General features: G+C 65.3%; 21 protein-coding genes and 3 pseudogenes. 21 read left to right on the top strand and 3 right to left on the bottom strand.

The window, feature by feature from the left end:
• Nucleotides 1–15: 15 nt before the first annotated feature.
• Genes ACVWY3_RS26190 through ACVWY3_RS26170 form a run of 5 tightly spaced genes read left to right on the top strand, consistent with a single transcriptional unit; the run spans nt 16 to nt 5342 of the window.
• The gene (locus ACVWY3_RS26190; RefSeq protein WP_456841035.1) at nt 16–831 is read left to right on the top strand and encodes an ABC transporter substrate-binding protein; all 816 of its coding nucleotides are present in this window, start codon (nt 16–18) and stop codon (nt 829–831) included.
• Nucleotides 818–1702 carry a polysaccharide deacetylase family protein gene (locus tag ACVWY3_RS26185; RefSeq protein WP_456841034.1) on the top strand — a complete coding sequence of 295 codons (885 nt, stop codon included), beginning with the start codon at nt 818–820 and terminating at the stop codon, nt 1700–1702. The genes ACVWY3_RS26190 and ACVWY3_RS26185 overlap by 14 nt, the downstream gene beginning before the upstream one ends.
• A gap of 7 nt (nt 1703–1709) precedes the next feature.
• Nucleotides 1710–2366: an aspartate/glutamate racemase family protein gene (locus ACVWY3_RS26180; RefSeq protein ID WP_456841033.1), complete on the top strand. Its 657-nt coding sequence runs from the start codon at nt 1710–1712 to the stop codon at nt 2364–2366.
• Between the two features lie 22 nt (nt 2367–2388).
• Nucleotides 2389–3972, top strand: a complete 1584-nt coding sequence (locus ACVWY3_RS26175) for an ABC transporter substrate-binding protein (RefSeq protein ID WP_456841032.1) — start codon at nt 2389–2391, stop codon at nt 3970–3972.
• Complete coding sequence (locus ACVWY3_RS26170; RefSeq protein WP_456841031.1) at nt 3969–5342, top strand: amidohydrolase family protein; 1374 nt, start codon at nt 3969–3971, stop codon at nt 5340–5342. Before ACVWY3_RS26175 ends, ACVWY3_RS26170 begins: the two co-directional genes overlap by 4 nt.
• Here ACVWY3_RS26170 and ACVWY3_RS26165 read toward each other — a convergent pair.
• Nucleotides 5339–6238 (bottom strand): LysR substrate-binding domain-containing protein, encoded by a 900-nt coding sequence (locus ACVWY3_RS26165; protein ID WP_456841030.1) that lies wholly within the window; start codon nt 6236–6238, stop codon nt 5339–5341. The two genes, ACVWY3_RS26170 and ACVWY3_RS26165, sit on opposite strands and share 4 nt — an antisense overlap.
• Nucleotides 6239–6515: 277 nt before the next feature.
• Between ACVWY3_RS26165 and ACVWY3_RS26160 the strand changes: the two genes are divergently transcribed.
• The 9 genes from ACVWY3_RS26160 to ACVWY3_RS26120 are packed head-to-tail and all read left to right on the top strand — an operon-like array spanning nt 6516 to nt 14656.
• Entirely contained in the window at nt 6516–7550 is a 1035-nt protein-coding gene (locus ACVWY3_RS26160; protein ID WP_456841029.1) for an ABC transporter substrate-binding protein, read from the top strand.
• Between the two features lie 23 nt (nt 7551–7573).
• Complete coding sequence (locus ACVWY3_RS26155; protein WP_456841028.1) at nt 7574–8614, top strand: ABC transporter ATP-binding protein; 1041 nt, start codon at nt 7574–7576, stop codon at nt 8612–8614.
• Nucleotides 8611–9486, top strand: a complete 876-nt coding sequence (locus ACVWY3_RS26150; protein ID WP_456841027.1) for an ABC transporter permease — start codon at nt 8611–8613, stop codon at nt 9484–9486. Before ACVWY3_RS26155 ends, ACVWY3_RS26150 begins: the two co-directional genes overlap by 4 nt.
• A complete protein-coding gene (locus ACVWY3_RS26145) occupies nt 9483–10292 on the top strand; it encodes an ABC transporter permease (RefSeq protein ID WP_456841026.1) in 810 nt (269 codons plus the stop codon). The genes ACVWY3_RS26150 and ACVWY3_RS26145 overlap by 4 nt, the downstream gene beginning before the upstream one ends.
• Nucleotides 10293–10300: 8 nt before the next feature.
• Nucleotides 10301–11437, top strand: a complete 1137-nt coding sequence (locus ACVWY3_RS26140; protein ID WP_456841025.1) for an NAD(P)/FAD-dependent oxidoreductase — start codon at nt 10301–10303, stop codon at nt 11435–11437.
• A gap of 27 nt (nt 11438–11464) precedes the next feature.
• Nucleotides 11465–11761 carry a (2Fe-2S)-binding protein gene (locus ACVWY3_RS26135; RefSeq protein WP_172784813.1) on the top strand — a complete coding sequence of 99 codons (297 nt, stop codon included), beginning with the start codon at nt 11465–11467 and terminating at the stop codon, nt 11759–11761.
• Complete coding sequence (locus ACVWY3_RS26130) at nt 11758–13176, top strand: FAD/NAD(P)-dependent oxidoreductase (protein ID WP_456841024.1); 1419 nt, start codon at nt 11758–11760, stop codon at nt 13174–13176. Before ACVWY3_RS26135 ends, ACVWY3_RS26130 begins: the two co-directional genes overlap by 4 nt.
• Nucleotides 13173–14294 (top strand): NAD(P)/FAD-dependent oxidoreductase, encoded by a 1122-nt coding sequence (locus ACVWY3_RS26125; protein ID WP_456841023.1) that lies wholly within the window; start codon nt 13173–13175, stop codon nt 14292–14294. The genes ACVWY3_RS26130 and ACVWY3_RS26125 overlap by 4 nt, the downstream gene beginning before the upstream one ends.
• 14 nt (nt 14295–14308) lie before the next feature.
• Nucleotides 14309–14656, top strand: a complete 348-nt coding sequence (locus tag ACVWY3_RS26120) for a RidA family protein (protein ID WP_456841022.1) — start codon at nt 14309–14311, stop codon at nt 14654–14656.
• Nucleotides 14657–14854: 198 nt separating this feature from the next.
• On the opposite strand, the pseudogene ACVWY3_RS26115 reads toward ACVWY3_RS26120, so the two are convergent.
• Together ACVWY3_RS26115 and ACVWY3_RS26110 are read right to left on the bottom strand one after the other, a co-directional pair.
• A pseudogene (locus tag ACVWY3_RS26115) lies at nt 14855–16190 on the bottom strand (dicarboxylate/amino acid:cation symporter).
• A 195-nt stretch (nt 16191–16385) separates the two neighbouring features.
• Nucleotides 16386–16586: a hypothetical protein gene (locus tag ACVWY3_RS26110; RefSeq protein WP_456843585.1), complete on the bottom strand. Its 201-nt coding sequence runs from the start codon at nt 16584–16586 to the stop codon at nt 16386–16388.
• On the opposite strand from ACVWY3_RS26110, the pseudogene ACVWY3_RS26105 reads away from it, so the two are divergent.
• The 7 genes and pseudogenes from ACVWY3_RS26105 (at nt 16489) to ACVWY3_RS26075 (ending at nt 22044) form a co-directional block, all read left to right on the top strand.
• A pseudogene (locus ACVWY3_RS26105) lies at nt 16489–17668 on the top strand (solute carrier family 23 protein). The gene ACVWY3_RS26110 and the pseudogene ACVWY3_RS26105 sit on opposite strands and share 98 nt — an antisense overlap.
• A gap of 72 nt (nt 17669–17740) precedes the next feature.
• Nucleotides 17741–18577, top strand: a complete 837-nt coding sequence (locus tag ACVWY3_RS26100; RefSeq protein ID WP_456841021.1) for an SDR family oxidoreductase — start codon at nt 17741–17743, stop codon at nt 18575–18577.
• A gap of 281 nt (nt 18578–18858) precedes the next feature.
• Nucleotides 18859–19242: pseudogene (locus ACVWY3_RS26095) on the top strand (hypothetical protein); the annotation flags it as partial.
• A gap of 141 nt (nt 19243–19383) precedes the next feature.
• Nucleotides 19384–20133, top strand: coding sequence for a YadA-like family protein (locus tag ACVWY3_RS26090; RefSeq protein WP_456843464.1), 750 nt, complete (start codon nt 19384–19386; stop codon nt 20131–20133).
• 55 nt (nt 20134–20188) lie between these two features.
• Complete coding sequence (locus ACVWY3_RS26085; protein WP_456843463.1) at nt 20189–20749, top strand: hypothetical protein; 561 nt, start codon at nt 20189–20191, stop codon at nt 20747–20749.
• A gap of 165 nt (nt 20750–20914) precedes the next feature.
• A complete protein-coding gene (locus ACVWY3_RS26080; protein ID WP_456841020.1) occupies nt 20915–21142 on the top strand; it encodes a hypothetical protein in 228 nt (75 codons plus the stop codon).
• 77 nt (nt 21143–21219) lie between these two features.
• Nucleotides 21220–22044 (top strand): helix-turn-helix transcriptional regulator, encoded by an 825-nt coding sequence (locus ACVWY3_RS26075; RefSeq protein ID WP_456841019.1) that lies wholly within the window; start codon nt 21220–21222, stop codon nt 22042–22044.
• Nucleotides 22045–22078 lie beyond the last annotated feature (34 nt).

Genomic DNA, 22078 nt, shown 5'->3' with positions numbered 1-22078 from the left:
ACTGGGGGCATGGTGATGAAGAGATTCTTGCTTGCGGCGGCATTGCTGGGGGCCCTGAGCACATCGGTGATGGCGATCGAGCTGCCGCCTGACATCGCCAAGCGCGGCAGCCTCAAGGTCGCGCTGGTGCCGAACTATCCGCCGATGGAGTTCCGCGATCCCGCCACCAACGCGCTGTCCGGCTTCGACATCGATCTCGGCGAGGCGCTTGGGCGCAAGCTCGGTGTCAAGATCGAATGGATCGAGACCAGCTTTGCCGAGTTCATGCCGTCGATCTCGACCGGCCGGGTGGATGCAATCCTGTCCGGCTTCACCGACTATGCGAGCCGGCACGAGATCGCGTCCTTCGTCGACTATTTGCGCAGCGGCCCGCAATTTTTCGTGCAGCAGTCGCGCAAGGGGGAGTTCAAGGATGCGGCGGCGTTGTGCGGCAAGAAGGTCGGGGCCAGCCGCCGCACCATGTTCCCGGCGCAGATCGCGTCCTGGAGCGAGAAGAATTGCGGCAGCAATCCGATCCAGTTCGTCGGCACCGACGGCTCGGCCGATGCCCGCACCCAGCTCCGGCAGGGCCGCATCGATGCCGCAGCCCAAGGCAACGAGACGCTCCCCTACATCATGGACCTCGAGCCCAACACCTATGCGACGCTGGGCGAGCCCATCGCGCAGCAATTCACCGGCATTGCCCTGCCGGTCAAGGAAAAGGCCTTGCAGCAGGCGATGCTGGAGGCGGTCGACGCGCTGATCGCCGACGGCACCTACAAGACCCTGCTTGCCAGGTGGAAACTGACTGACAACGCACTCGAAAAGGCAACGATCAATGCTGGACAGTAAGGCACTCAAGAGCATCCCGCTGGTTCCGGCCAACACCGCGGATCCCGCGCCCGACTATCCCTGGCCGAGGCCGTACACATCCGCGATGTTCCTGTCCTTCGACGTCGATGCGGAGAGCGCGTGGACCAGCAAGGACGCGCTGCACGCGCAGCGGCTGATCACCATGAGCTATGGCGGCTACGAGGCGCGCGTCGGCACGCCGAAGCTCCTGGAGTTGCTCGACCAGCTCGATCTCAAGGCGACGTTCTTCGTCACCGGCTGGTCGGTCGATGCGCATCCGGCGATGGCGGAATCCATCCTGAAGGCCGGCCACGAGATCGGCCATCACGGCTATCACCATCTCCTGCCCGACCCCGGCGATCCCTGGATCGAGGAGGAGCTGGAGCGCGGCTTCGAGGCGCTGAAGCGCCGGCTCGGCGTCAAGCCATCAGGCTATCGCGCCCCCTATGGCGAGTTCACCGAGGAGCTTCGCGTCGCGCTGGTGCGGCATGGCATCGTCTACACCTCCTCGTTCCGCGACGATGTCAGGCCCTATCGCCACCGCCTCGCCGACGGCAAGCCCGGCACGATCGAGCTGCCGGTCACCGCGAGCTATGACGACTGGATGCACGGCCTGTCCGCCCGCTTCAGCCCGCGCTCGATCTTCCCAAAGGAGCATGTGCTCTCGATGTGGAAGGACGAGCTGGATGAGGTCCGCGACTGGGGCGCGATGGTGACGACCGTGCTGCATCCGCAATGCAGCGGCCGTCCGATGCGGCTGCGCCTGCTGCGCGAGTTCCTGAGTTACGCAAAGTCGTGCCCGGACGTCTGGATCACGACCGGCGAGAAGATCGCGGAAAACTTCCTGCGGCACGAAGCCGGCAACCGCTGACCCCGCCATGCCCCGTCGCCGCATCCTCGTCATCAACCCCAACTCCTCTGCCTCGGTCACGGCGGCGATCGACGATGCCGTCGCGCCGCTCCGCATCGCCGGTGGACCTGACATCGAGGTGGTCGGCCTCGCCGAGGGCCCGCCGGGCATCAGCTCGCAGCGCGATGCCGACAGCGTCGTCATGCCGCTGGTCAATCGCGTGTCGCGCGACAACGCCGATGCCTTCGTGCTCGCCTGCTTCAGCGATCCCGGCCTGCATGCGGTGCGCGAGGCAGCCGGAGGACGCCCGGTCATGGGCATCGCCGAATGCGCCATCTTCCGCGCGCTGATGCTGGGCGAACGTTTTGGCCTGATCGCTCTGTCGCCGTCGAGCATCCGCCGCCAGCAGCGCATGGCGCGGGTGATGGGCGTCGACAGCCGCTATGCCGGAAGCTGGTCGGTGGGCGCGAGCGCGGCCGAAACGGCAGGTGCGGACATCCGCGGCCGGCTGATCGAAGCCGGCCATGCGCTGGTCACGCAATGCCGTGCCGATGTCGTGGTGATGGGCTGCGCCGGCATGGCCTCGCATCGCGCGGCGATTGCGGATGCGATCGGCGTGCCCGTGGTCGAGCCGGCGCAGCAGGCGGTCGCGGTCGCGATCGGCGCGGTCTTGTTGAACGCCTAAGATCCTTCAGGAGTCTCTTGCAATGCCCATCTCCCGTCGTTCGCTCCTCAAGGCCGCAGCAGCAGCGCCGGCGCTCTCGATGCCGGGCATTGTGCGCGCCGAATCCCAGAGCACGCTCCGCTTCATTCCCGTCATCGATCTCGCCTTCGTCGATCCCATCTATTCGACCGCGCAGGTGTCGCGAAACCATGGCTTCATGGTCTACGACACGCTCTACGGCATGAGCTCATCGCTGCAGGTCTCTCCGCAAATGCTGGCGGCCCAAGCGATCTCCGGCGACCAGCTCCAGTGGGACCTCACCTTGCGCGACGGCCTGCTCTGGCACGACGGCGAACGCGTGCTGGCCCGCGACTGCGTCGCCAGCATCCGCCGCTGGGCGGCGCGCGACGGCTTTGGCGGAGAGCTGCTGGAAGCCACCCATGAGCTATCGGCCGCCGACGACCGCACCATCCGCTTCCGTCTCAAGCGCCCGTTCCCGCTGCTGCCGCAGGCGCTCGGCAAGGCCGCGATCAATGCCTGCTTCATGATGCCGGAGCGGCTGGCGAGCCAGGATCCCTTCAAGCCGCTGACCGAAGTGATCGGCAGCGGTCCGTTCCGCTACCTCGCCGACGAGCGCGTGCAGGGCGCGCGCAACGCCTATGCCAGATTCGAGCGTTACCAGCCGCGCACCGACGGCAAGCCGGATTGGACCGCGGGCCCGAAGATCGTGCATTACGATCGCGTGGTCTGGACCACCACGCCCGATGCCGGCACCGGTGTCGCCGCGCTCCAGACCGGTGAGCAGGATTGGCAGGAGACCACGCCCCATGATCTCTTGCCGATCATCAAGGCCGCCGGCGACATCGAGACGCGCATCCTCGATCCCCGCGGCTACGCCTGCATGCTGCGTCTCAATCACCTGCAGCCGCCGTTCGACAATCCCGCCATCCGCCGCGCGCTGCTGGGCGCGATCGACCAGTCCGCGTTCATGACCGCGGTCGCCGGCACCGATCCCGCCTTCCAGGTGTCGCCGATCGGCTTCTTCGCGCCGGGCACGCCGATGGCGAGCGATGTCGGCCTCGACGTGTTCCGCGGCCCGCGCAACTATGACAAGGTCAAGGCCGACCTGAAAGCCGCCGGCTACAACGGCGAGAAGATCGTGGTGCTCGTCCCCACCAATTCGTTGGCGCAGAAGCCGCTCGGCGAGATTGCGGTCGACAGCTTGCGCAAGGCCGGCATGAACGTCGAATATGCCGGACTCGATTTCGCCGTCGTCCTGCAGCGCCAGCTCAAGAAGGATCCGCTTCCGCAGGGCGGCTGGAGCGCGGCGGTCGGCAATTGGCAGGGCATCGACTGGCTCAACCCGGCCGGCAACACCAACATACGCGGCGAAGGCAAGGTCGCCGGCTGGTATGTGAGCGAGAAGATGGGGCCCTTGCGCAGCCAGTGGCTGGCGGCCTCCGAGCTCGCCGAGCAGCAGCGCATCTGCCGCGAGATCCAGGCCGTCGCGTTCGAGGAAATCCCCTATATTCCGATTGGCCTCTACAAGCAGCCGACCGCGTATCGCAAGGCCATCACCGGCATTCTCGACGGCACCGCCGTCTTCTGGAACGTACGCCCCGCATGAGCACCACAGCAATCTTCGGCAGCTATGTGCTCTCACGCAAGCACGGCGCGCAGGATGTGCTGCGTGACCATTGGGTCCTGGTCGAAGGCAAGAGGATCGCGGCCGTTACGCGCGACAGACCGCGCGCGGATCAGGTCTATGACCGCCCCGGCCGCTTCGTACTGCCGGGTCTGCTCAATTTGCACAATCACTGCTTCTCCGAGGCGGTTGCGCGCAGCCACACCGAGGACGGCAACGGCCGCAAGAACAACCAGAGCATCGTCTATACGGTGCTTCTGCCGCTCACCAAGCGCGGCGCCGATATCCTCTCGGCGGGAGAGCGCCTCGCGGTTGCGCGGCTCGGCATTCTCCAGCTCCTCAAGGGCGGCGCCACCACCGTGATGGAGCCGTTCCGCAACTCGATCCCGGAAATGTTCGACGCGGCGGAAGAGATGGGCATCCGCTTTTACGGCGCGCCCTATCTGTTCTCGACGTCGGATGCCAAGGCCGGCCCGGACGGCGTGGTGCACTATTTCGGCGATGATGGTGCCGCTGACATGGCGATTTGGGACGCGCTCTATCAGCGCTGGAATAATCGCGGCGATGGCCGCATCAGCCTCGCGATGAGCCCGCATGCGACCGACACCTGCGGCCCTGATCTGCTGAAGGCCTGCGCCACGCGGGCGCGCGAGCTCGGCGTGCCCATCACGACCCACATGGCGCAGAGCCGCGCCGAGGTCGAGACCATCGCCAAGCGCTATGGCGGCCGCACGCCGGCGGAGTACCTGGACTGGCTCGGGCTGCTGGCGCCCGACCTGATGGCGGCGCACTGCATGTTCAGCAGCGACGACGATCTCAAGCTGATGGCCGCGCGCGGCATGACCGTCTTGAATTGCCCGCGCGTGTTCGCGCGCGCCGGTGTCACCGCGGCATTCAGCCGCTTCGCCGCGCACGGGGTGCGTACTGTAGTCGGCACCGACGGCTACAACATGGACCTGCTCGGCGAGCTCAATGCGGCATCGCTGATCTCCAAGATCACCTCGGCGCGCCCAGACGCCGCGAACTCACCCGAGCTGATCGAGGCGAACACGGCGGTCGCCGCCGACGTCATCAAGCGGCCTGACCTCGGCCGGATTGAGCCGGGCGCGACCGCCGATCTCACCGTGGTCGATCTCACCCATCCGCATCTGCAGCCGCTGTTCGATCCGCGTCGCGCCCTGATCGCGCTCGCCAACCGCGCCAATATCGATCAGGTCATGGTCGATGGCCGCGTGCTGGTCGATGAGGGCCGCTATCGCGGCGCGGACGAGGCGGCCATCATTGCAGCGGGCAGTGCTGCCATCGGCAAGATCTGGGCCCTGCCGGAGGCGCAGGCGGCGTTCAACGGCTAGCTCTCGAACTCCACCAGCGCCTTGCGCATGGTTTCGACCAGATCCAGCGCCACCGGCGAGGGGCTGCGCTGCGCCGGAAAGACTGCCGAGAATTCGAAGTCGATCCGCGGCAGAAAGCGGCGCACGACGACGCCGCGGGTTGCGAATTCCTGCGCGGTGAAGGGATCGCAGATAGAGACGCCGAGCCCTGACGACACCATGCCGCACATGATCTCCGACAGCGTGGTCTCGACCCGGAGCACGCGGCGGACATCGTGACGGTGGAAAACCTGGTCGACGAGGTGCCGGCTCGACGATCCCGCCGACAGCGAGATGAACGTCTCGCCCTCGAAATCGCGCGGCTCCAGCACGTCCTTCTCCGCGAGGCGATGACCGATCGGCAGCACCGCGACGCGCGCCAATGCCGGCAGCCGCTGGCTCGGCAGGCCGGAATGGGCGATCGGCACCTCGGCAAAACCGATGTCGCATTGGTTGTTCAGCACCCAGTCGACCACGATCGGCGAGATCACGCCGAAGAAGGCGAGGTTGAGGTTTGGCCGCTCCTTCAGGAAGTGCCCAGTGAGTCGCGGGAGATAGCCGTTCGCGAGCGCCGGCAGCGCGGCGATGCGCAACGAGCCTGTGCGGCGGCCGCGGATTTCTTCGGCCGCCGCGGTGATGCGTTCGAGGCCGACGAAGGAGCGCTCGACCTCGGTATAGAGCGCCATGGCGGCCGCGGTTGGCACGAGGCCGGTGCCGCGCCGCTCGAACAGCTCCATCTTGAGCAGCGCCTGGAGGTCGCGGAGCAAGCGGCTCACCGCCGGCTGCGTCACCACCATCAGCTTGGCCGCCTCGGTGACGCTGCCGGTCAGCATCGTCGCCCGGAAGGCCTCCACCTGCCGCGAATTGATCCGGGCCATTTCGAGTTCCGTCCATAACATTCTTGCATGCAGAGGGTGCCATTATTCATTGGACGATGGAAGCATCCGTCTGCGATCTTTTTCATCAGGACTGGAGCCAGCCCGCTTTTTCGGCAGATTGGAGGGGTTCAAACCTCCAGATCGCGCCAAAATCCGCCGAATGGGGGCCGGAGCCCTGATCGGGAACGGATTGGCGCGGAAGAAAATGCGGTAGCGCGCTTCAGCCAGCGAGACTCGTCGGCACGTCATCCCATTCCGGTATTGGAGATCGGTCCATATGAAGACTCTTCGCCTTCTGACAGCGGTCAGCATCGCAGCGCTCATTGCCGCCCCGTCGGTCGCGTCGGCTCAGCAAAAGACGCTGTACGTCGCCGGCTATGGCGGTTCGTTCGAGAAGACCATCCGCGACGAGGTGATCCCGACCTTCGAGAAGGAGAACGGCGTCAAGGTCGAATACGTCGCCGGCAATTCCACCGACACGCTGGCCAAACTCCAGGCGCAGAAGGGCAATCAGCAGATCGACGTCGCCATCGTCGACGACGGCCCGATGTACCAGGCGATCCAGCTCGGCTTCTGCGGCAAGCTCGATGGCCTGCCGGCCGATCTCTACGACACCGCGCGCTTCAAGGACGATCGCGCCGTTGCGATCGGCATCGTCGCGACCGGCCTGATGTACAACACCAAGGTCTTCGCCGAAAAAGGCTGGGCGCCGCCGACCTCGTGGAACGATCTGAAGGACACGAAATACGCCAAGCAGCTCGTGATCCCGCCGATCAACAACACCTATGGCCTCGAAGCCCTGGTGATGCTGTCGAAGATGAATGGCGGCGGCGAGTCCAACGTCGATTCCGGTTTCAAGATCTTCAAGGAAGAGATCAATCCAAACGTACTCGCCTATGAGCCCTCGCCGGGCAAGATGACCGAGCTGTTCCAGTCCGGCCAAGCCGTGATCGCGGTGTGGGGCACCGGCCGCGTGCAGAGCTTTGCCAACACCGGCTTTCCCGTCGACTTCGTCTATCCCAAGGAGGGCGCCGCGACGCTGCTGACGACGGCGTGTCCGATCAACAAGCCGAACGCCTCGCCGCTCGCATCGAGCTTCGTCAAGATGTTGCTCGATCCAAAGATCCAGCTCGTGATGCTCAAGGACTACGGCTACGGCCCGGTGCTGAAATCGCTGAAGGTACCGCCGGAGCTGGGCAAGATGGGGCCGATCGGCGAACGCGCGGCCAAGCTCTACAATCCGGACTGGGCGCTCATCAACGAGAAGCGGGAGGAGTGGACCAAGCGCTGGAATCGCGAGGTCGAACGCTGACCGGTCGCAGCGGAGACAGCGTCATGGCCTATCTCGAGCTCGATCGGGTCGCAAAGCAGTTCGGCGCGCAGACTGTGGTCGACGACTTCAGCCTGTCGGTGGGGAAGGGGGAGTTCGTCTCCTTCCTTGGCCCGTCCGGCTGCGGCAAGACCACGACGCTGCAGATGATCGCGGGCTTCCTCGATCCGACGCGCGGCGCGATCCGCCTCGAAGGCAAGGACCTGACCGCGATCCATCCGGCCAAACGCGGCCTCGGCATCGTGTTCCAGAGCTACGCGTTGTTTCCGCACATGACGGCGGCCGAGAACGTCGCGTTCGGCCTGGAGATGCGTAATGTGCCGCGCATGGAAAGGGCCGAGCGCGTCCGCGCCGCGCTCGCGATGGTGGGCCTCGCCGGTTACGAGGATCGCCATCCGCGTCGCATGTCCGGCGGCCAGCAGCAACGTGTGGCGCTGGCGCGCGCGCTGGTGATCAAGCCGAGCGTGCTGCTGCTCGACGAGCCGCTGTCGAACCTCGACGCAAAACTGCGCGAGGAGATGCAGATCGAGCTGCGCCAGATCCAGCGCACCATCGGCACCACCACGATTCTCGTCACCCACGACCAGAACGAGGCGATGTCGCTGTCCGATCGCATCGTGGTGATGAGCCAGGGCAAGATCGAGCAGATCGGCACCCCGCAGGAGACTTATGAAAGGCCCGCCTCGGCTTTCGTCTCGCAGTTTTTGGGCAAGACCAATGATTTTGCCGGGATGATCGACCGGACCGTCTCGCCGACCCAACTGGTGGCGGGCTCCTGGCGCGCACCGGCGCCGGCCGGGCTCGGCGGTCCCGTGATCGTCAGCGTTCGCCCCGAACGAATCGGCTTTGGCGATCAAGGGCTCAGCGCAAAGATCATCACGCGCATCTTCCAGGGCAATCACTGGCTGTTCCAGTGCGACAGCGAATGCGGCCCGGCGATCGTGATCCGTCAGAACGACGGCACGGCGCAACCAGGCGAAGGCGATGCCGTTCGGCTGTCGTGGCGTCCCGAGGACATGAGCGTGCGCGCGAGGGTCGGCGCATGAACGCGGCCGCCGAGGAGCGCAGCGCGCGTGCGCCATGGGCATTGACGGCGCCTGCTCTGATGCTGTTCGTCGGCGTGTTGCTGATTCCGCTCGCGATGACGGTGATGCTCTCGTTCCACGATTGGGGCCAGTACAAGGGCATTGAGCCCGTCTTCATCCTGAAGAACTGGCACGAGATCGCGACCGATCCCTATTACGCCGAGATGTTCTGGCGGACCTTCCGCATCGCAATTCTGACCACACTGCTCACGGCGCTGCTCGGCGCGCCCGAAGCCTACATCCTCAACCGTATGAGCGGCCGCTGGAAGAGCTTCTTCCTGCTGGTCATCCTCGGTCCGCTGCTGATCTCCGTGGTGGCGCGCACGCTTGGCTGGGCGCTGCTGTTCGGCGGCAACAACGGGCTGATCAACAAGCTCCTGATGTCGCTCGGCGTGATCCGTTTCCCCATTCCCTTCATGTTCACCGAAACCGGCATGGTCGTCGCGCTCGCGCATGTGATGATGCCGTTCATGGTTCTCTCGGTGTGGGCCGCGCTGCAGCGGCTCGATCCGCAGATCGAGAATGCCGCGATGTCGCTTGGCGCCGGACCTGTGACCATCATACGCCGCATCATCATGCCGCAGATCATGCCGGGCGTGCTGTCGGGCGCGATCATCGTGTTCTCGCTCTCCGCCAGCGCCTTCGCGACACCCGCGATCATCGGCGGCCGCCGCCTGAAGGTCGCGGCGACGCTCGCTTATGACGAGTTCCTCAATACGCTGAATTGGCCGCTGGGAGCGGCGGTTGCCACGCTGTTGCTGGTCGCGCTGGTGCTGATCGTCGTCGGCAGCAACGCGCTGATCGAGCGCCGTTACGCGGAGGTGTTCCGATGAGGCGCAACGGGCCGCTCGCGCTGATCTTCCACACCCTCTTCGTCATCGTGATGGTGGCGCCGATCCTGGTGGTCTGCCTTGTCGCCTTCACGCCCGAAGGCTTCCTCTCGCTGCCGACCAGCGGTTTCTCGCTGCGCTGGTTCAGGACCATTGCGAACTACCCCGAGTTCATCCACGCCTTCTGGGTCAGCCTTGGGCTGGGCGCGCTGTCGTCCCTGGTCGCGCTGCTGTTCGCGGTGCCTGCGGCGCTGGCGATTGCGCGCTACCGCTTCCGCGGCCGCGATGCGCTTGCCGCGCTGTTCCTGTCACCGCTGATGATCCCGCATGTCGTGCTCGGCATCGCCTTCCTGCGCTTCTTCACCTCGGCAGGCCTCGGCGGCAGCTTCGCCGCGCTGATCATCGCGCACGTCATCATCGTGTTTCCGTTCGCGCTCCGTCTGACGCTTGCGGCTGCGACCGGCATGGACCGCACGGTGGAGATGGCGGCGGTCTCGCTTGGCGCCGGCGGCTGGACGCTGTTCCGACGTGTCACGCTGCCGCTGATCCTGCCCGGCGTCATCAGCGGCTGGGCCCTCGCTTTCATCCAGTCTTTCGACGATCTCACCATGACCGTCTTCCTCGCCGCACCCGGCACCGAGACGCTGCCGGTGCGCATGTTCCTTTACATCCAGGACAACATCGATCCGCTGGTGACGTCGGTCTCGGCCTGCGTGATCGCGATCACCATGACCGCCCTCATTCTGCTCGACCGCTTCTACGGGCTCGACCGCGTGCTCGCCGGCAAGGCTGGCGATACCGGACGATAGGAGAACTCATGTCAGGAGAATACGACGTCGCCGTCGTCGGCGGCGGACTGCTCGGCTCCGCCATTGCCTGGGGCCTCGGCCGCCTCGGTAAGAAGGTCGCCGTGCTCGACGAAGGCGATATCACCAAGCGCGCCTCGCGCGCGAATTTTGCGCTGGTCTGGGTGCAGAGCAAGGGGCTCGGCATGCCCGCCTATACGGTCTGGACCGTGCAGGCCTCGCAGGCATGGGGCCGGCTCGCCTCCGAGCTGAAGCAGCAGACCGGCCTGGATGTCTCGTTGCAGCAGAACGGCGGCTTTCATCTGACGCTCGGCGAGGACGAATTCGGCCAGCGCACCGAACTCGTCAAGCGCATGCACAACCAGGTCGGTGCGGCCGACTACAAGATGGAGATGCTGCCCGCTTCCGAGGTGAAGAAGGCGCTGCCGCTGATCGGGCCGGAAGTGTCCGGTGGCAGCTATTGTCCGCTCGACGGCCACGTCAATTCGCTGCGCACTTTCCGTGCCTTCCACACCGGTTTCAGGGCGTTCGGCATCGATTATTTTCCCGAGCAGCCGGTCTCGGCCATCAGCAAGAGCGGCGGCGAATTCCGACTGACCACGCCGAAGGGCGAGCTGCGGGCCGCCAAGATCGTGCTTGCCGCCGGCAATGCCAACCAGACGCTGGCGCCGATGGTCGGCCTCTTTGCGCCAATGGGCCCGACCCGCGGCCAGATTGTGGTGACCGAGCGCACCACGCCATTCCTGCCGCATCCGCTGACCACGATCCGCCAGACCGACGAGGGCACGGTGATGATCGGCGACAGCAAGGAGGACGAGCTCGACGAACGCACGATGAAGCCTTCGATCAGCGGCGTGATGGCCGATCGCGCCCAGCGGATGTTTCCGCACCTGTCGCGGCTCAACGTGGTCAGAAGCTGGGCGGGCATCCGCGTCATGCCGCAGGACGGCTTTCCGATCTACGACCAGTCGGAGACGCATCCCGGCGCTTTCGTCGCCTGCTGTCATTCCGGCGTGACGCTCGCCTCCAACCACGCCTTCGAGATCGCGCGCATGGTGGCGCAAGGCGCGCTCGAGCCGGAGCTGGTCGGCGCGTTCTCCGCGAGCCGCTTTGGCGGCGCGGGCGCCGCGAACAATAGCGGCTATTAAAGATATCAAGGAGCCAAGAGGCATCCCATGTTTAGACGATCCGAACAGGACAAACGTCCTCAGGTGCAGATCTTCGTCGACGGCGTCGCCGTCGCGGCGCGCCAGGGCGACACTGTCTCTGCCGCGCTGTTGGCCTCCGGCGTCGACGCACGACGTTCCACGGCGGTCAGCGGCGCGCCGCGCCTGCCCTATTGCATGATGGGCGTGTGCTTCGACTGCCTCGTGACGATCGACGGCGTCGGCAATCGACAGGGCTGCCTCGTGCCAGTCGCCGAGGGCATGCAGATCGAGATTCAGAAGGGTAAGCGGGAGATCGGACGATGAGTGTGGCTCCCAAGCGCGAAGACTATGAACTCGTGGTGATCGGTGCGGGGCCTGCCGGCCTTGCCGCCGCCGCGACCGCCGCCGAAGCTGGTCTTTCGACGCTGCTGCTCGACGAGAATATCGGCCCCGGCGGCCAGGTGTTTCGTGCCATCTCCTCGACGCCGGTGACCGACCGCAATCAGCTCGGCGCCGATTACTGGGTCGGCGCCGATCTCGTGCAGGCCCTGCGCGCGAGCAATGCCGAGGTGATCCACCGCGCCACGGTCTGGAGTCTCGACCGCAATCTCGAGATCGCGGTGTCCATCGGCGGCGCGTCGGCGTTCGTCAAGGCAAAGCGCGTGATCCTCGCGACAGGCGCGCTGGAGCGGCCGTTTCCGGTCCCCGGCTGGACCCTGCCGGGCGTGATGACCGCGGGCGCGGCACAGACCATGTTGAAATCGTCGGCGCTGCTGCCCGATGGCCGCACGGTGATCGCCGGGCAGGGACCGCTGCTCTGGCTGCTGGCCGCGCAGATCCTGCGCCTCGGCGGCCGCATCGATCGCATCCTTGATACGACCGAGCGCGGCAACTATTTCGCAGCGCTGCCGCACGCCTTCGCCTTCCTGACCTCGCCCTATTTCGCCAAGGGCTTGTCGATGATGCGCGAGGTGAAGGCGAAAGTTCAGGTCGTCTCCGGCGTCACTGAGCTTGCTGCGGCCGGGGACGGCCAGCTCGCCAGCGTCAGCTATGTCGCCGGCGGAAAGCGCGAGACCTTTCCCGCGGACCTGTTGCTGTTGCATCAGGGTGTCGTGCCCAACGTCAATCTGGCGATGGCGGCCGGCATCGAGCATCGCTGGGATGATCTGCAGCTGTGCTGGTCGCCGGTGCTGGACGCGAGCGGCAATTCTTCGGTCGCCGGCATCGCGATCGCCGGTGACGGCGCCGGCATCGGCGGTGCAAATGCAGCAGTCGTCCGTGGTCGCATTGCCGCGCGCGCCGCGATCGAAGCACTGGCGCCCGCAGCTGCCGCAAAACTTCCTGCGATGGCGGCTCTCCGCTCCGATCTCGCCAAGGCCGAGCGTGGCCGCGTCTTCCTCGACACGCTGTTCCGCCCGCCGCCGCAGTTTCGCATTCCCTCGGGCGATACCATCGTCTGCCGCTGCGAGGAGGTGACCGCCAAGGACGTGCTCGAGTCCGTCGCGATCGGCGCGACCGGGCCGAACCAGCTCAAGGCCTATCGCCGCACCGGCATGGGGCCGTGCCAGGGCCGGCTCTGCGGTCTCACCGTCACTGAGCTGATGGCGCAGGCGCGCGGCAAGACCCCGCAGGAGATCGGCTATTACCGGCTGCGTGCGCCGGTGAAGCCGATCACGCTCGCCGAGCTCGCCGCTGTCCCGAAGAGCGAGGCCGACATCAAGGCCGTGGTGCGCGGATGAGCCAAAACGTGGATGCGATCGTCATTGGCGGCGGCATCCACGGATGCTCGACGACGCTGCATCTGTGCCTCGCCGGCCTGAAGCCGGTGCTGATCGAGAAGGACTATGCCGGCCGGCACGCGTCCGGCGTCAATGCCGGCGGCGTGCGTCAGCTCGCCCGGCACATTCCCGAGATCCCGCTTTCGATCCGTTCGATGGGCATCTGGGAGAAGATCAACGATCTCCTCGACGACGATTGCAGCTTTGAGAGCCACGGCCAGGTCCTCGTCGCCGAGAACGAGGAGGAGCTCGCCGTCTGCCGCGCGCGCGTCGCCGAGCTCAACGCTCTCGGCTTCACCCATGAAGAGTTGATCGATGCCGCCGAATTGCGCCGCCTCGTGCCGGCGGTGGCCGAGACCTGCCCCGGCGGGGTGGTCTCGCGCCGCGACGGCGCAGCCAATCCTGCGCAGACGACGACGGCGTTTCGGCGCAAGGCCCAGCAGCTGGGTGCGACCGTGCGCGAAGGCGTGGCCGCCAGCAACATCCGCCACAGCGACGGCCTCTGGCATGTCGATGCCGGCAGCGAGAGTTTTGCCGCGCCGGTGCTGGTCAATGCGGCCGGAGCCTGGGCCGGAAGGATCGCAGCTGACCTCGGCGAGCCCGTGCCGGTCGAGACCGTGGCGCCGATGCTGATGATCACATCGCGCGTGCCGCACTTCATCGACCCTGTCGTGATCCTGCGCGGGCGAAAACTTTCCTTCAAGCAGTTCAAGAACGGCACCGTGCTGATCGGCGGCGGCCATCTGGCGACGCCCTATCAGGACCGCAACGAGACGGTGCTGGACTGGAAGAGCCTTGCGACCAGCGCGCAGACCGTGTTCGAGCTGTTTCCGGTGATGCGCAGCGCGACCATCGTGCGCGCCTGGGCCGGCATCGAAGCCAAGATGAAGGACGATATCCCCGTGTTCGGGCCGAGCTCCCGCCACAGGGGTCTCTATCATCAGTTCGGCTTCTCGCTGCACGGTTTTCAGCTCGGCCCCGGCGCCGGCGCCGTGATGGCGGAGCTGATCGTCAATGGCGGCACCCAGACCCGCGTCAGCGATCTTGGCATCGACCGCTTCCATCCTTCCACGCTCTAGCCAAAGAGGACTTCATGAGCATCACCCGCAGCATCCGCACGTCCATCATGCACCGCGCCGTCGAGGCCAACGGATTCGTCTTCCTTGGCGGCACCATCGCCGACGACACCTCGGTCTCGATGGGCGAGCAGACCCGCAACATCCTCGGCAAGATCGCCGGCTATCTCAAGGAAGCCGGCACCGACAAGAGCCGCGTCGTCAGCGCCTCGATCTTCGTCACGGATCTCTCCAAGAAGAAGGAAATGGATGCGGCCTGGACCGAGTTTTTCGGCGACAATCTGCCGACCCGCGCCACCGTCGGCGTCGCCGATCTCGGCGGCAGCGCGCTGATCGAGGTGGTGGTCACCGCGCTCAAGGGCTGACGCCATTCAGCGTTGGGCGCGGCCGCTCTTCAAGCGTGGCGCGCCGGTCCCGGCAAGTTGCCCTTGTAACGATGATCAAAACCCGACGCCCTGCCCCCAGCGCGTCGGGTGGAATGAATAAGTATCGTTCGGTGATCCCAACGCCGTCGTTGTGACGCGTGTCTCATCTCACTCCCTCTCGCGGCGGGAGGGGAGAGGTTACGACGTCGCGCTGCCGCCCGGCTCCAGCGACTCGCCGAGTTCCAGCGGATGCGCCATGGTCTCGTGCAGCGCCTCGCGATCGAGCTCGCCTTCGGAGAGGCTGATGACGACGCAGGCGACGCCGTTGCCGATCAGATTGGTCAGCGCGCGGCATTCGCTCATGAACTTGTCGATGCCGACCAGGATCGCGATCGACTGGATCGGGATGTCAGGCACGATCGAGAGCGTCGCGGCGAGCGTGATGAAGCCGGCCCCCGTCACGCCCGAGGCGCCCTTGGAGGTGATCATGGCGATGCCCAGGATGCCGAGCTCCTGCCAGATCGTCAGGTGGGTGTTGGTCGCCTGCGCCAGGAACAGCGTCGCCAGCGTCATGTAGATGTTGGTGCCGTCGAGGTTGAAGCTGTAGCCGGTCGGGATCACGAGGCCGACCACCGAGCGCGAGGCGCCGAGATGCTCCATCTTCTGGATCATCTGCGGCAGCACCGTCTCCGACGAGGAGGTGCCGAGCACGATCAGGAGCTCATCCTTGATGTAGGCGATGAAGCGCAGGATCGAGAAGCCGGCGAGGCGGGCGATCGAGCCCAGCACGATCAGCACGAACAGGATGCTGGTCAGGTAGAACGTGCCGATCAGGGCGGCGAGGTTGAGCAGCGAGCCGAGACCGTAGGCGCCGACCGTGAACGCCATCGCGCCGAAGGCGCCGATCGGCGCCACACGCACGATGATGCGGATGATCCCGAAGAACATCTTCGCGGCCTTGTCGATGGCATCCGCAATGGGCTCGCCGGCCTTGCCGAGGAAGGCGGTGGCAAAGCCTGAGAGGATCGAGATCAACAGGACCTGGAGCAGGTCGCCGCGCGCGATCGCGCCCACATAGCTGTCGGGAATGATCGCCATCAGGTGGGCGACGATGCCCTCTTCCTTGGCCTTGGTGACATAGGTTGCGACCGACTTCGGATCGATCGTCGCCGGATCGATGTTGAAGCCGTGGCCGGGCTGGAGGATCTCGCCGACCAGCAGGCCGACGGCGAGCGCGACGGTCGAGACCGTCTCGAAATAGATCAGCGACTTCAGCCCCGACCCTGCCAACGCGCTTGAGGTCGCCCATCGAGGAGATGCCGTGCACGACGGTGCAGAAGATCACCGGGGCGATCATCATCTTGATCAGCGCGATGAAGCCGTCGCCGAGCGGCTTTAAGGCCTTGCCGAGATCGGGATAGAAATAGCCGATCAGCACGCCGAGCGCGATCGCGATCAGCACCTGCACGTAGAGGATCTTGTACCAGGGCTGATGCCGGCGATGGACCGCTGGCTGGATCGCGACTTGTGTCATATTGTGGGCCCCGGGACGCATTGATTTTGCAAGATTTGAAATCGGGCAAGATCTGAATCTTGTATGTCCTGCATCATGTGATGGCCGTCGCAGAAGCGACAATCACATTTTTGTCGGATCGCACGAAGATCAGCCGCTGCACCGCAACGGGGGGAACATGACAACGACGACAGGCTCGGACGAGCAAGGGCAGGGCTATTTTCCGCGCTGGAAGCTCAAGACCTCGGGCGTGATCATGCCGGAGGAACGGCTGTCATGGGGCCAGACCATCGTCTCCGGTCTGCAGCATTGCGTCGCGATGTCGGGCTCGACGATCATCGCGCCGCTGCTGATGGGGTTCGATCCCAATGTTGCGGTGCTGTTCTCCGGCATTGGCACGCTGATCTTCTTCGTCATCGTCGCAGGTCGCGTGCCGAGCTATCTCGGCTCGAGCTTCGCGTTCATCGCCGTCGTCATCGCCGCCACCGGCTATGCCGGGCAGGGCCCGAACCCGAATATCTCCGTTGCGCTCGGCGGTATCGTCGGCGCCGGCGTGCTCTATGGCGTGATCGCGCTGGTCGTGATGTGGTCGGGCGTCGGCTGGATCGAGCGCCTGATGCCGCCGGCCGTCACCGGCGCCGTGGTTGCCGCGATCGGCCTCAACCTGGCGCCCGTGGCGGTCAAAGCGGTGAAGCGCCAACGCGTTCGAGACCTGGATGGGCCTTGCGACCGTTCTGATGATTGGCGTGCTGGCGGTTGCAGCTCCAGGCCTGTGGCGCCGCCTGCCGATCATCCTTGGCGCGATCGGCGGATATCTGTTGTACCTGCTGTTCGCGAATGGCCTTGGTTTCGGCAAGCCGATCGATTTTGCGCAACTTGCCGCCGCGCCGTGGATCGGCCTGCCGCACTTCACCACGCCGGCCTTCCAGGCCGATGCGATCTTCTTGATCGCGCCGGTCGCGGTCATCCTCGTCGCCGAGAATCTCGGCCACATCAAGGCGGTCGGCGCCATGACCGGACGCAGCCTCGATGCCTATCTCGGCCGCGCTTTGTTCGCCGACAGTCTCGCCACGATCGTCGCGGCCTGCGGCGGCGGCACCGGCGTCACCACCTATGCGGAGAACATTGGGGTCATGGCGGCGACGAAGGTCTATTCGACATTGCTGTTTGCGTTCGCGGCGACGGTCTCGATCCTGCTCGGCTTCTCGCCGAAATTCGGCGCGCTGATCCTGTCGATCCCCGGCCCCGTCATCGGCGGTCTCTCGATCGTGCTGTTCGGATTGATCGCGGCGATGGCCGGACGGATCTGGGTCGAGAACAAGGTCGACTTCGCAAATCCGGCGAACCTGATCACCGTCGCCGTGGCGCTGACCGCGGGCGCCGGCGACCTCACGCTGAAATTCGGCGCGTTCACTATCGGCGGCATCGGCACCGCAACGTTTGGCGCCATCATCCTCTACCAGATCCTGACCTCGCCGCTCGCGCGCCGCGCGGAATGAATCGCAGCGAGCGCTGCGGGGATGGAACAAAATGCTTGTTCCATCCATGATGAAATGTCCCGGAGGAAGCTCATGCCACAGACCGACCACTCAACCCCTTTTTCTTCGCGCCTCGTCGGCCAATACGCGCTGGTGACCGGCGCCTCGCAAGGAATTGGCCGCGCCGTTGCCGTCCGGCTCGCCCAGGAGGGCGCGACCGTCGCCATCAATTATTTCGACCATCCCGAGAAGGCTGAAGAGTCGCTCGCGCTGGCGCGAACGGCGTCGAGCGACCGCGGTCACGGCAAGCTCGATCATATCGTCGTCAAGGCCGACGTCAGCAGCGAGCAGCAGGTCGCGGCGATGTTCGAGACGGTTCTGGCGCGCTTCAAGCGTCTCGACTGTCTGGTCAACAATGCCGGCTTCCAGCGGGAGTCGCCGAGCGAGGCGCTCGACATCGACACCTATCGCCGCATCATCGACGTCAATCTCAACGGCGCCGTGCTCTGCGCGCAGAAGGCGCTCGCGCATTTCGTCGCACGCGGCGGAGGCGGCAGCATCATCAACTGCTCCAGCGTCCACCAGATCATCCCAAAGCCGGGTTATCTCGCTTATTCGATCAGCAAGGGCGGCATGGCCAACCTGACGCGCACGCTGGCGCTGGAATTCGCAAGGCACGGCATCCGCGTCAATGCGGTCGGTCCGGGCGCGATCGACACCCCGATCAACGTCGCCTGGACCGGCGATCCCGAAAAGCGCGGTGTCGTCACCAGCCACATTCCGCTCGGCCGCGTCGGCACGCCGGAGGAGATCGCCGCCGTGTTCGCCTTCCTCGCCTCGGACGAAGCGAGCTATATCACCGGGCAGACCATCTACGCCTGCGGCGGCCTGACGCTGTTTCCGGAGTTTCGCGAGAACTGGGCGAGTTGAGGCCTGCGCCCATCAACCGGCCGTCGCCGGTTCGAAGCCGGCGATCAGTTTCACCAGCTCGCTCTGGCGTGCGGTTCCGGTCTTGCGGAGAAATATTCTCCAGGTTCAGGCGGGAAACCGGGCGAGGCAATTCAGCAACAGTCTGCAAAAAGTAGAATACCAGCGACGGGTTCGCTGCCGACTTCAACCGAATGGTTGATGTCGGGCCCATCACTCTGGCCCAAGTTGCGCACCGTCGCCGATCGGTCGGAATCCGCGGCGTACTGGAGTTGTGAGCGCAAATGCCTAGCCAAATCGTCAAAGCGATGTCTCGTCTGATCAAATCCATTGGTGGCGCCGTGGCACTTGCCATCTGCACTTTGGGACTCGATCTATCGCCCGTGGGCGCGCAGGCCGTTTGTGGTCAGGCAGGCACGGGCCTCCCCCTCGGTACTGCGACAGGCCCGGGCGCGTTCTCGTGTGCCGGCACCGCAAGCGGTGTCAGCAGCACTGCACTCGGATTCACCAGCAAAGCGAGCGGTCTAGGCAGCTTGGCGGTTGGGATCGGCAACACGGCGAGCGGGACAGGCAGCACAGCGATTGGCCTCTCCACTGATGCAAGCGGTGAGTACAGCACCGCGAGCGGCGTAGGCGCCAAGGCGTACGCCGACTACAGCTTGAGCAGCGGCTCGAGCAGCAGCGCGGCGAGCGTCGGGAGCACCGCGTTGGGGGGAGGCGCATTTGTCCGGTCTGGTCTCACCTATGCTGCCACCGCGTCCGGCAATTACAGCGTCGCGCTCGGAGGTGGCGGCGACGGAAGCGCTGGTATGGGCGCGCGGTCCATGGGCGACAAGTCGGTCGCAATCGGCGTCAGTAGTGTCGCTACGGGTGTGTCCTCGACAGCGATTGGGAGCGGCGCCAGCGCTACGGCAACCAACGCGGTGGCGCTGGGCAACGCCGTCACCGCGTCCGGCGCCAATTCTTTTGCGGCCGGCAACGATTCTCACGCCACCGGGACGAGCGCCGTCGCGATCGGCGATGGCGCGACCGCCGGATTCTCGAACTCCGTTGCGGTCGGCACCGGCGCGACGGCCACGGCCGTCAACCAGGTTGCGATCGGCACGGCGAGCAATACCTATCGCCTGGCTGGCGTGGCCTCCGCCGCGAGCCTTGCCGCGCAAAGCGGACCGGTCTCCTTCGTCACGTCCGACGCGGCCGGCAATCTTGCGACGTCTAGCTTCAATCCAGCGAATCTCACCTCCCTGCAATCGCAATTCACCTCCATGCAGTCACAGGTGACCTCGTTGCAGTCCCAGGTGATGGACAGCCGCCTGGAGGCGCGCAGCGGCACCGCGGTTGCGCTCGCGGCCGGCTCGATGCCGGCGCTGCAACCGGGTCGCAAATTCGGGCTCTCGGCCGGCTATGGCAATTTCGAGGGCGCCAACGCGTTCGCGCTCGGTGCCACCGCGCTGCTCTATGACGGCAAGAGTTATGCGATCATCGCCAATGCCGGCGGCGGCATCGGGCTCGAGCGCAACGTTGCGGGTGGGCGCGGTGCGGTGTCGATCCAGTGGTAGCCAGAACAGCTTGCTCGTGACGCTGCATTGGCCGCGTGTGGGGCTTGGTCTTCTGATGATCGGGCTCCTGCTCCTGGGGGCCGTGACGACGTCTGCGCAGCAGACCCCGTCGCAGCCGCACCAGGCAGCGCCACAGCAGCAGGCGGCCAAGCCCGCCAATATCGACCGCAACGGCGTGCTGATGTTGATCCGCTCGACGCTGCTCGCGCTCGACCACGCCAACAAGACCGGAAACTACACCGTGCTGCGCGATCTCGGCGCGCCCGGGTTCCAGGTAAACACCGCGGCAAAGCTCGCGGAAATTTTTGCCAAGCAGCGCGGCGACAAGCTGGACCTCTCCGGCGTCGCCGTCATCGATCCGCAACTGTCATTGTTGCCGCAGATCGAGCCGAACGGTCTGCTGCACATGGCAGGGTTTTTCCCGTCGGTGCCCTCGCAGGTGAATTTCGAACTGTTGTTTGCGCCGATCGAAGGGCAATGGCGCGTGTTCGGCGTGTCGCTGTCGGTCGGTCAGTCCGCGCCTGTCGCGCCCGCCGCACCGGAAGCGGCGCCCGCCAAAGCGATGGTTTCGCAAAAGCAGTCCGCGCCGCCGAAACCGAACGTGCCTGCGAAATAGCAGATGTCGGCTGCAATGCATTGATCGGCGATCGCGTGCCGCTTCCTCGTGCAACGTGCGTCTCAATATTTGTGCACGCGAGTTTTGCGGCTGTCGTTGACCTTGTGGTAGAGTGTTAGTGAATGTGCCAATGCCCTGCATGTCATTCGTGACGAAGAGTTGATCGTGAAGTCTGAAGCCGCCTTGCTTTCAGAGCTGATCGGCCTCGTCTACCACGCCGCGCTCGATCCCTCCTTGTGGACGCGTGCCCTCGAGCAGGCGTGCCTGTTCGTCGGCGGCTCCTCCGGAGCGCTGTTCTGGCACGATGCTGCCATCGAGAAAACAGGGTACTACACCTCTTCAATGAAGCGCCCCACTACACAAAGCTCTATCTCGAGAAATATCTTGCCTTAAATCCATGCTTCCCGGCCGCCACTTTCTGCGAGGCAGGTCTCGTCTACGCGTCCACCGACTTCGTCCCTTTCGCGGAGATGGCAGAGACACGCTTCTATGAAGAGTGGATGAAGCCGCAGGGCATAATCGATGCGCTGGGAGTCAATCTGGAGAAAGGGGCGACCCATTCGTCGATTGTCAGCGTCCGGCTGCATGAGAAGGATGGCCTCGTCGACGCCGAGAGCCGCCGCCGGTTTGCGTTGATCGTGCCCCACTTCCAGCGCGCAGTTTCCATCGGACGGCTGTTCGACCAGAGCAAGACGGCGCAGTCAGTGCTGACTGAGACGCTCGACAATGTGCCGGCCGCCGTCTTCCTGGTCGGCTCCAACGGGCGTCTTGTCTTCACGAATGCGCCGGGACGCGCGATGCTGGACGAGGGGGCGTTGGTCACCGAGAGGAACGGCGCGTTAGTCCCGGCCCGGGCGGATGCGCAGCGCGCGTTCCGCGATGCGCTGCTTGCCGCCGAGAACGGCAGGGCAGTGGCCGATGGTGGCGGCGCGATTCCGATCTCGACATCTCAGGGCCGCTGGTTCGCTGACGTGCTGCCGCTGACCTCCGGCGACCGCCAGCGCACCGGCGCGCTGCACTCGGCAATTGCAGCGGTCTTCGTTCGCAAGACCTCGCTGGCGAGTCCGCCGCCGCTTGAAGCCCTGGCAAAACTGTACAAGCTCACCGCGAGCGAAATCCGCGTGATCGATGCCGTGATGAAGGTCAGCGGGGTGAAGGCCCTGGCCGAGGCACTCGGGCTGACGCAGGCGACGGTGAAGACGCATCTGCACAATGTGTTCCGCAAGACCGGCACGGCCCGGCAGAGCGAGCTCGTCAAGCTGATCGCCGGCTTCGAGCCGCCGGCGCGGGAGTGATCTGGCAAAACCGGCCGGCGCAGACTACATCTGC

This window comes from Bradyrhizobium sp. USDA 4486 (genome assembly GCF_054057995.1).
This window is presented reverse-complemented; position numbering and strand designations above follow the sequence as displayed.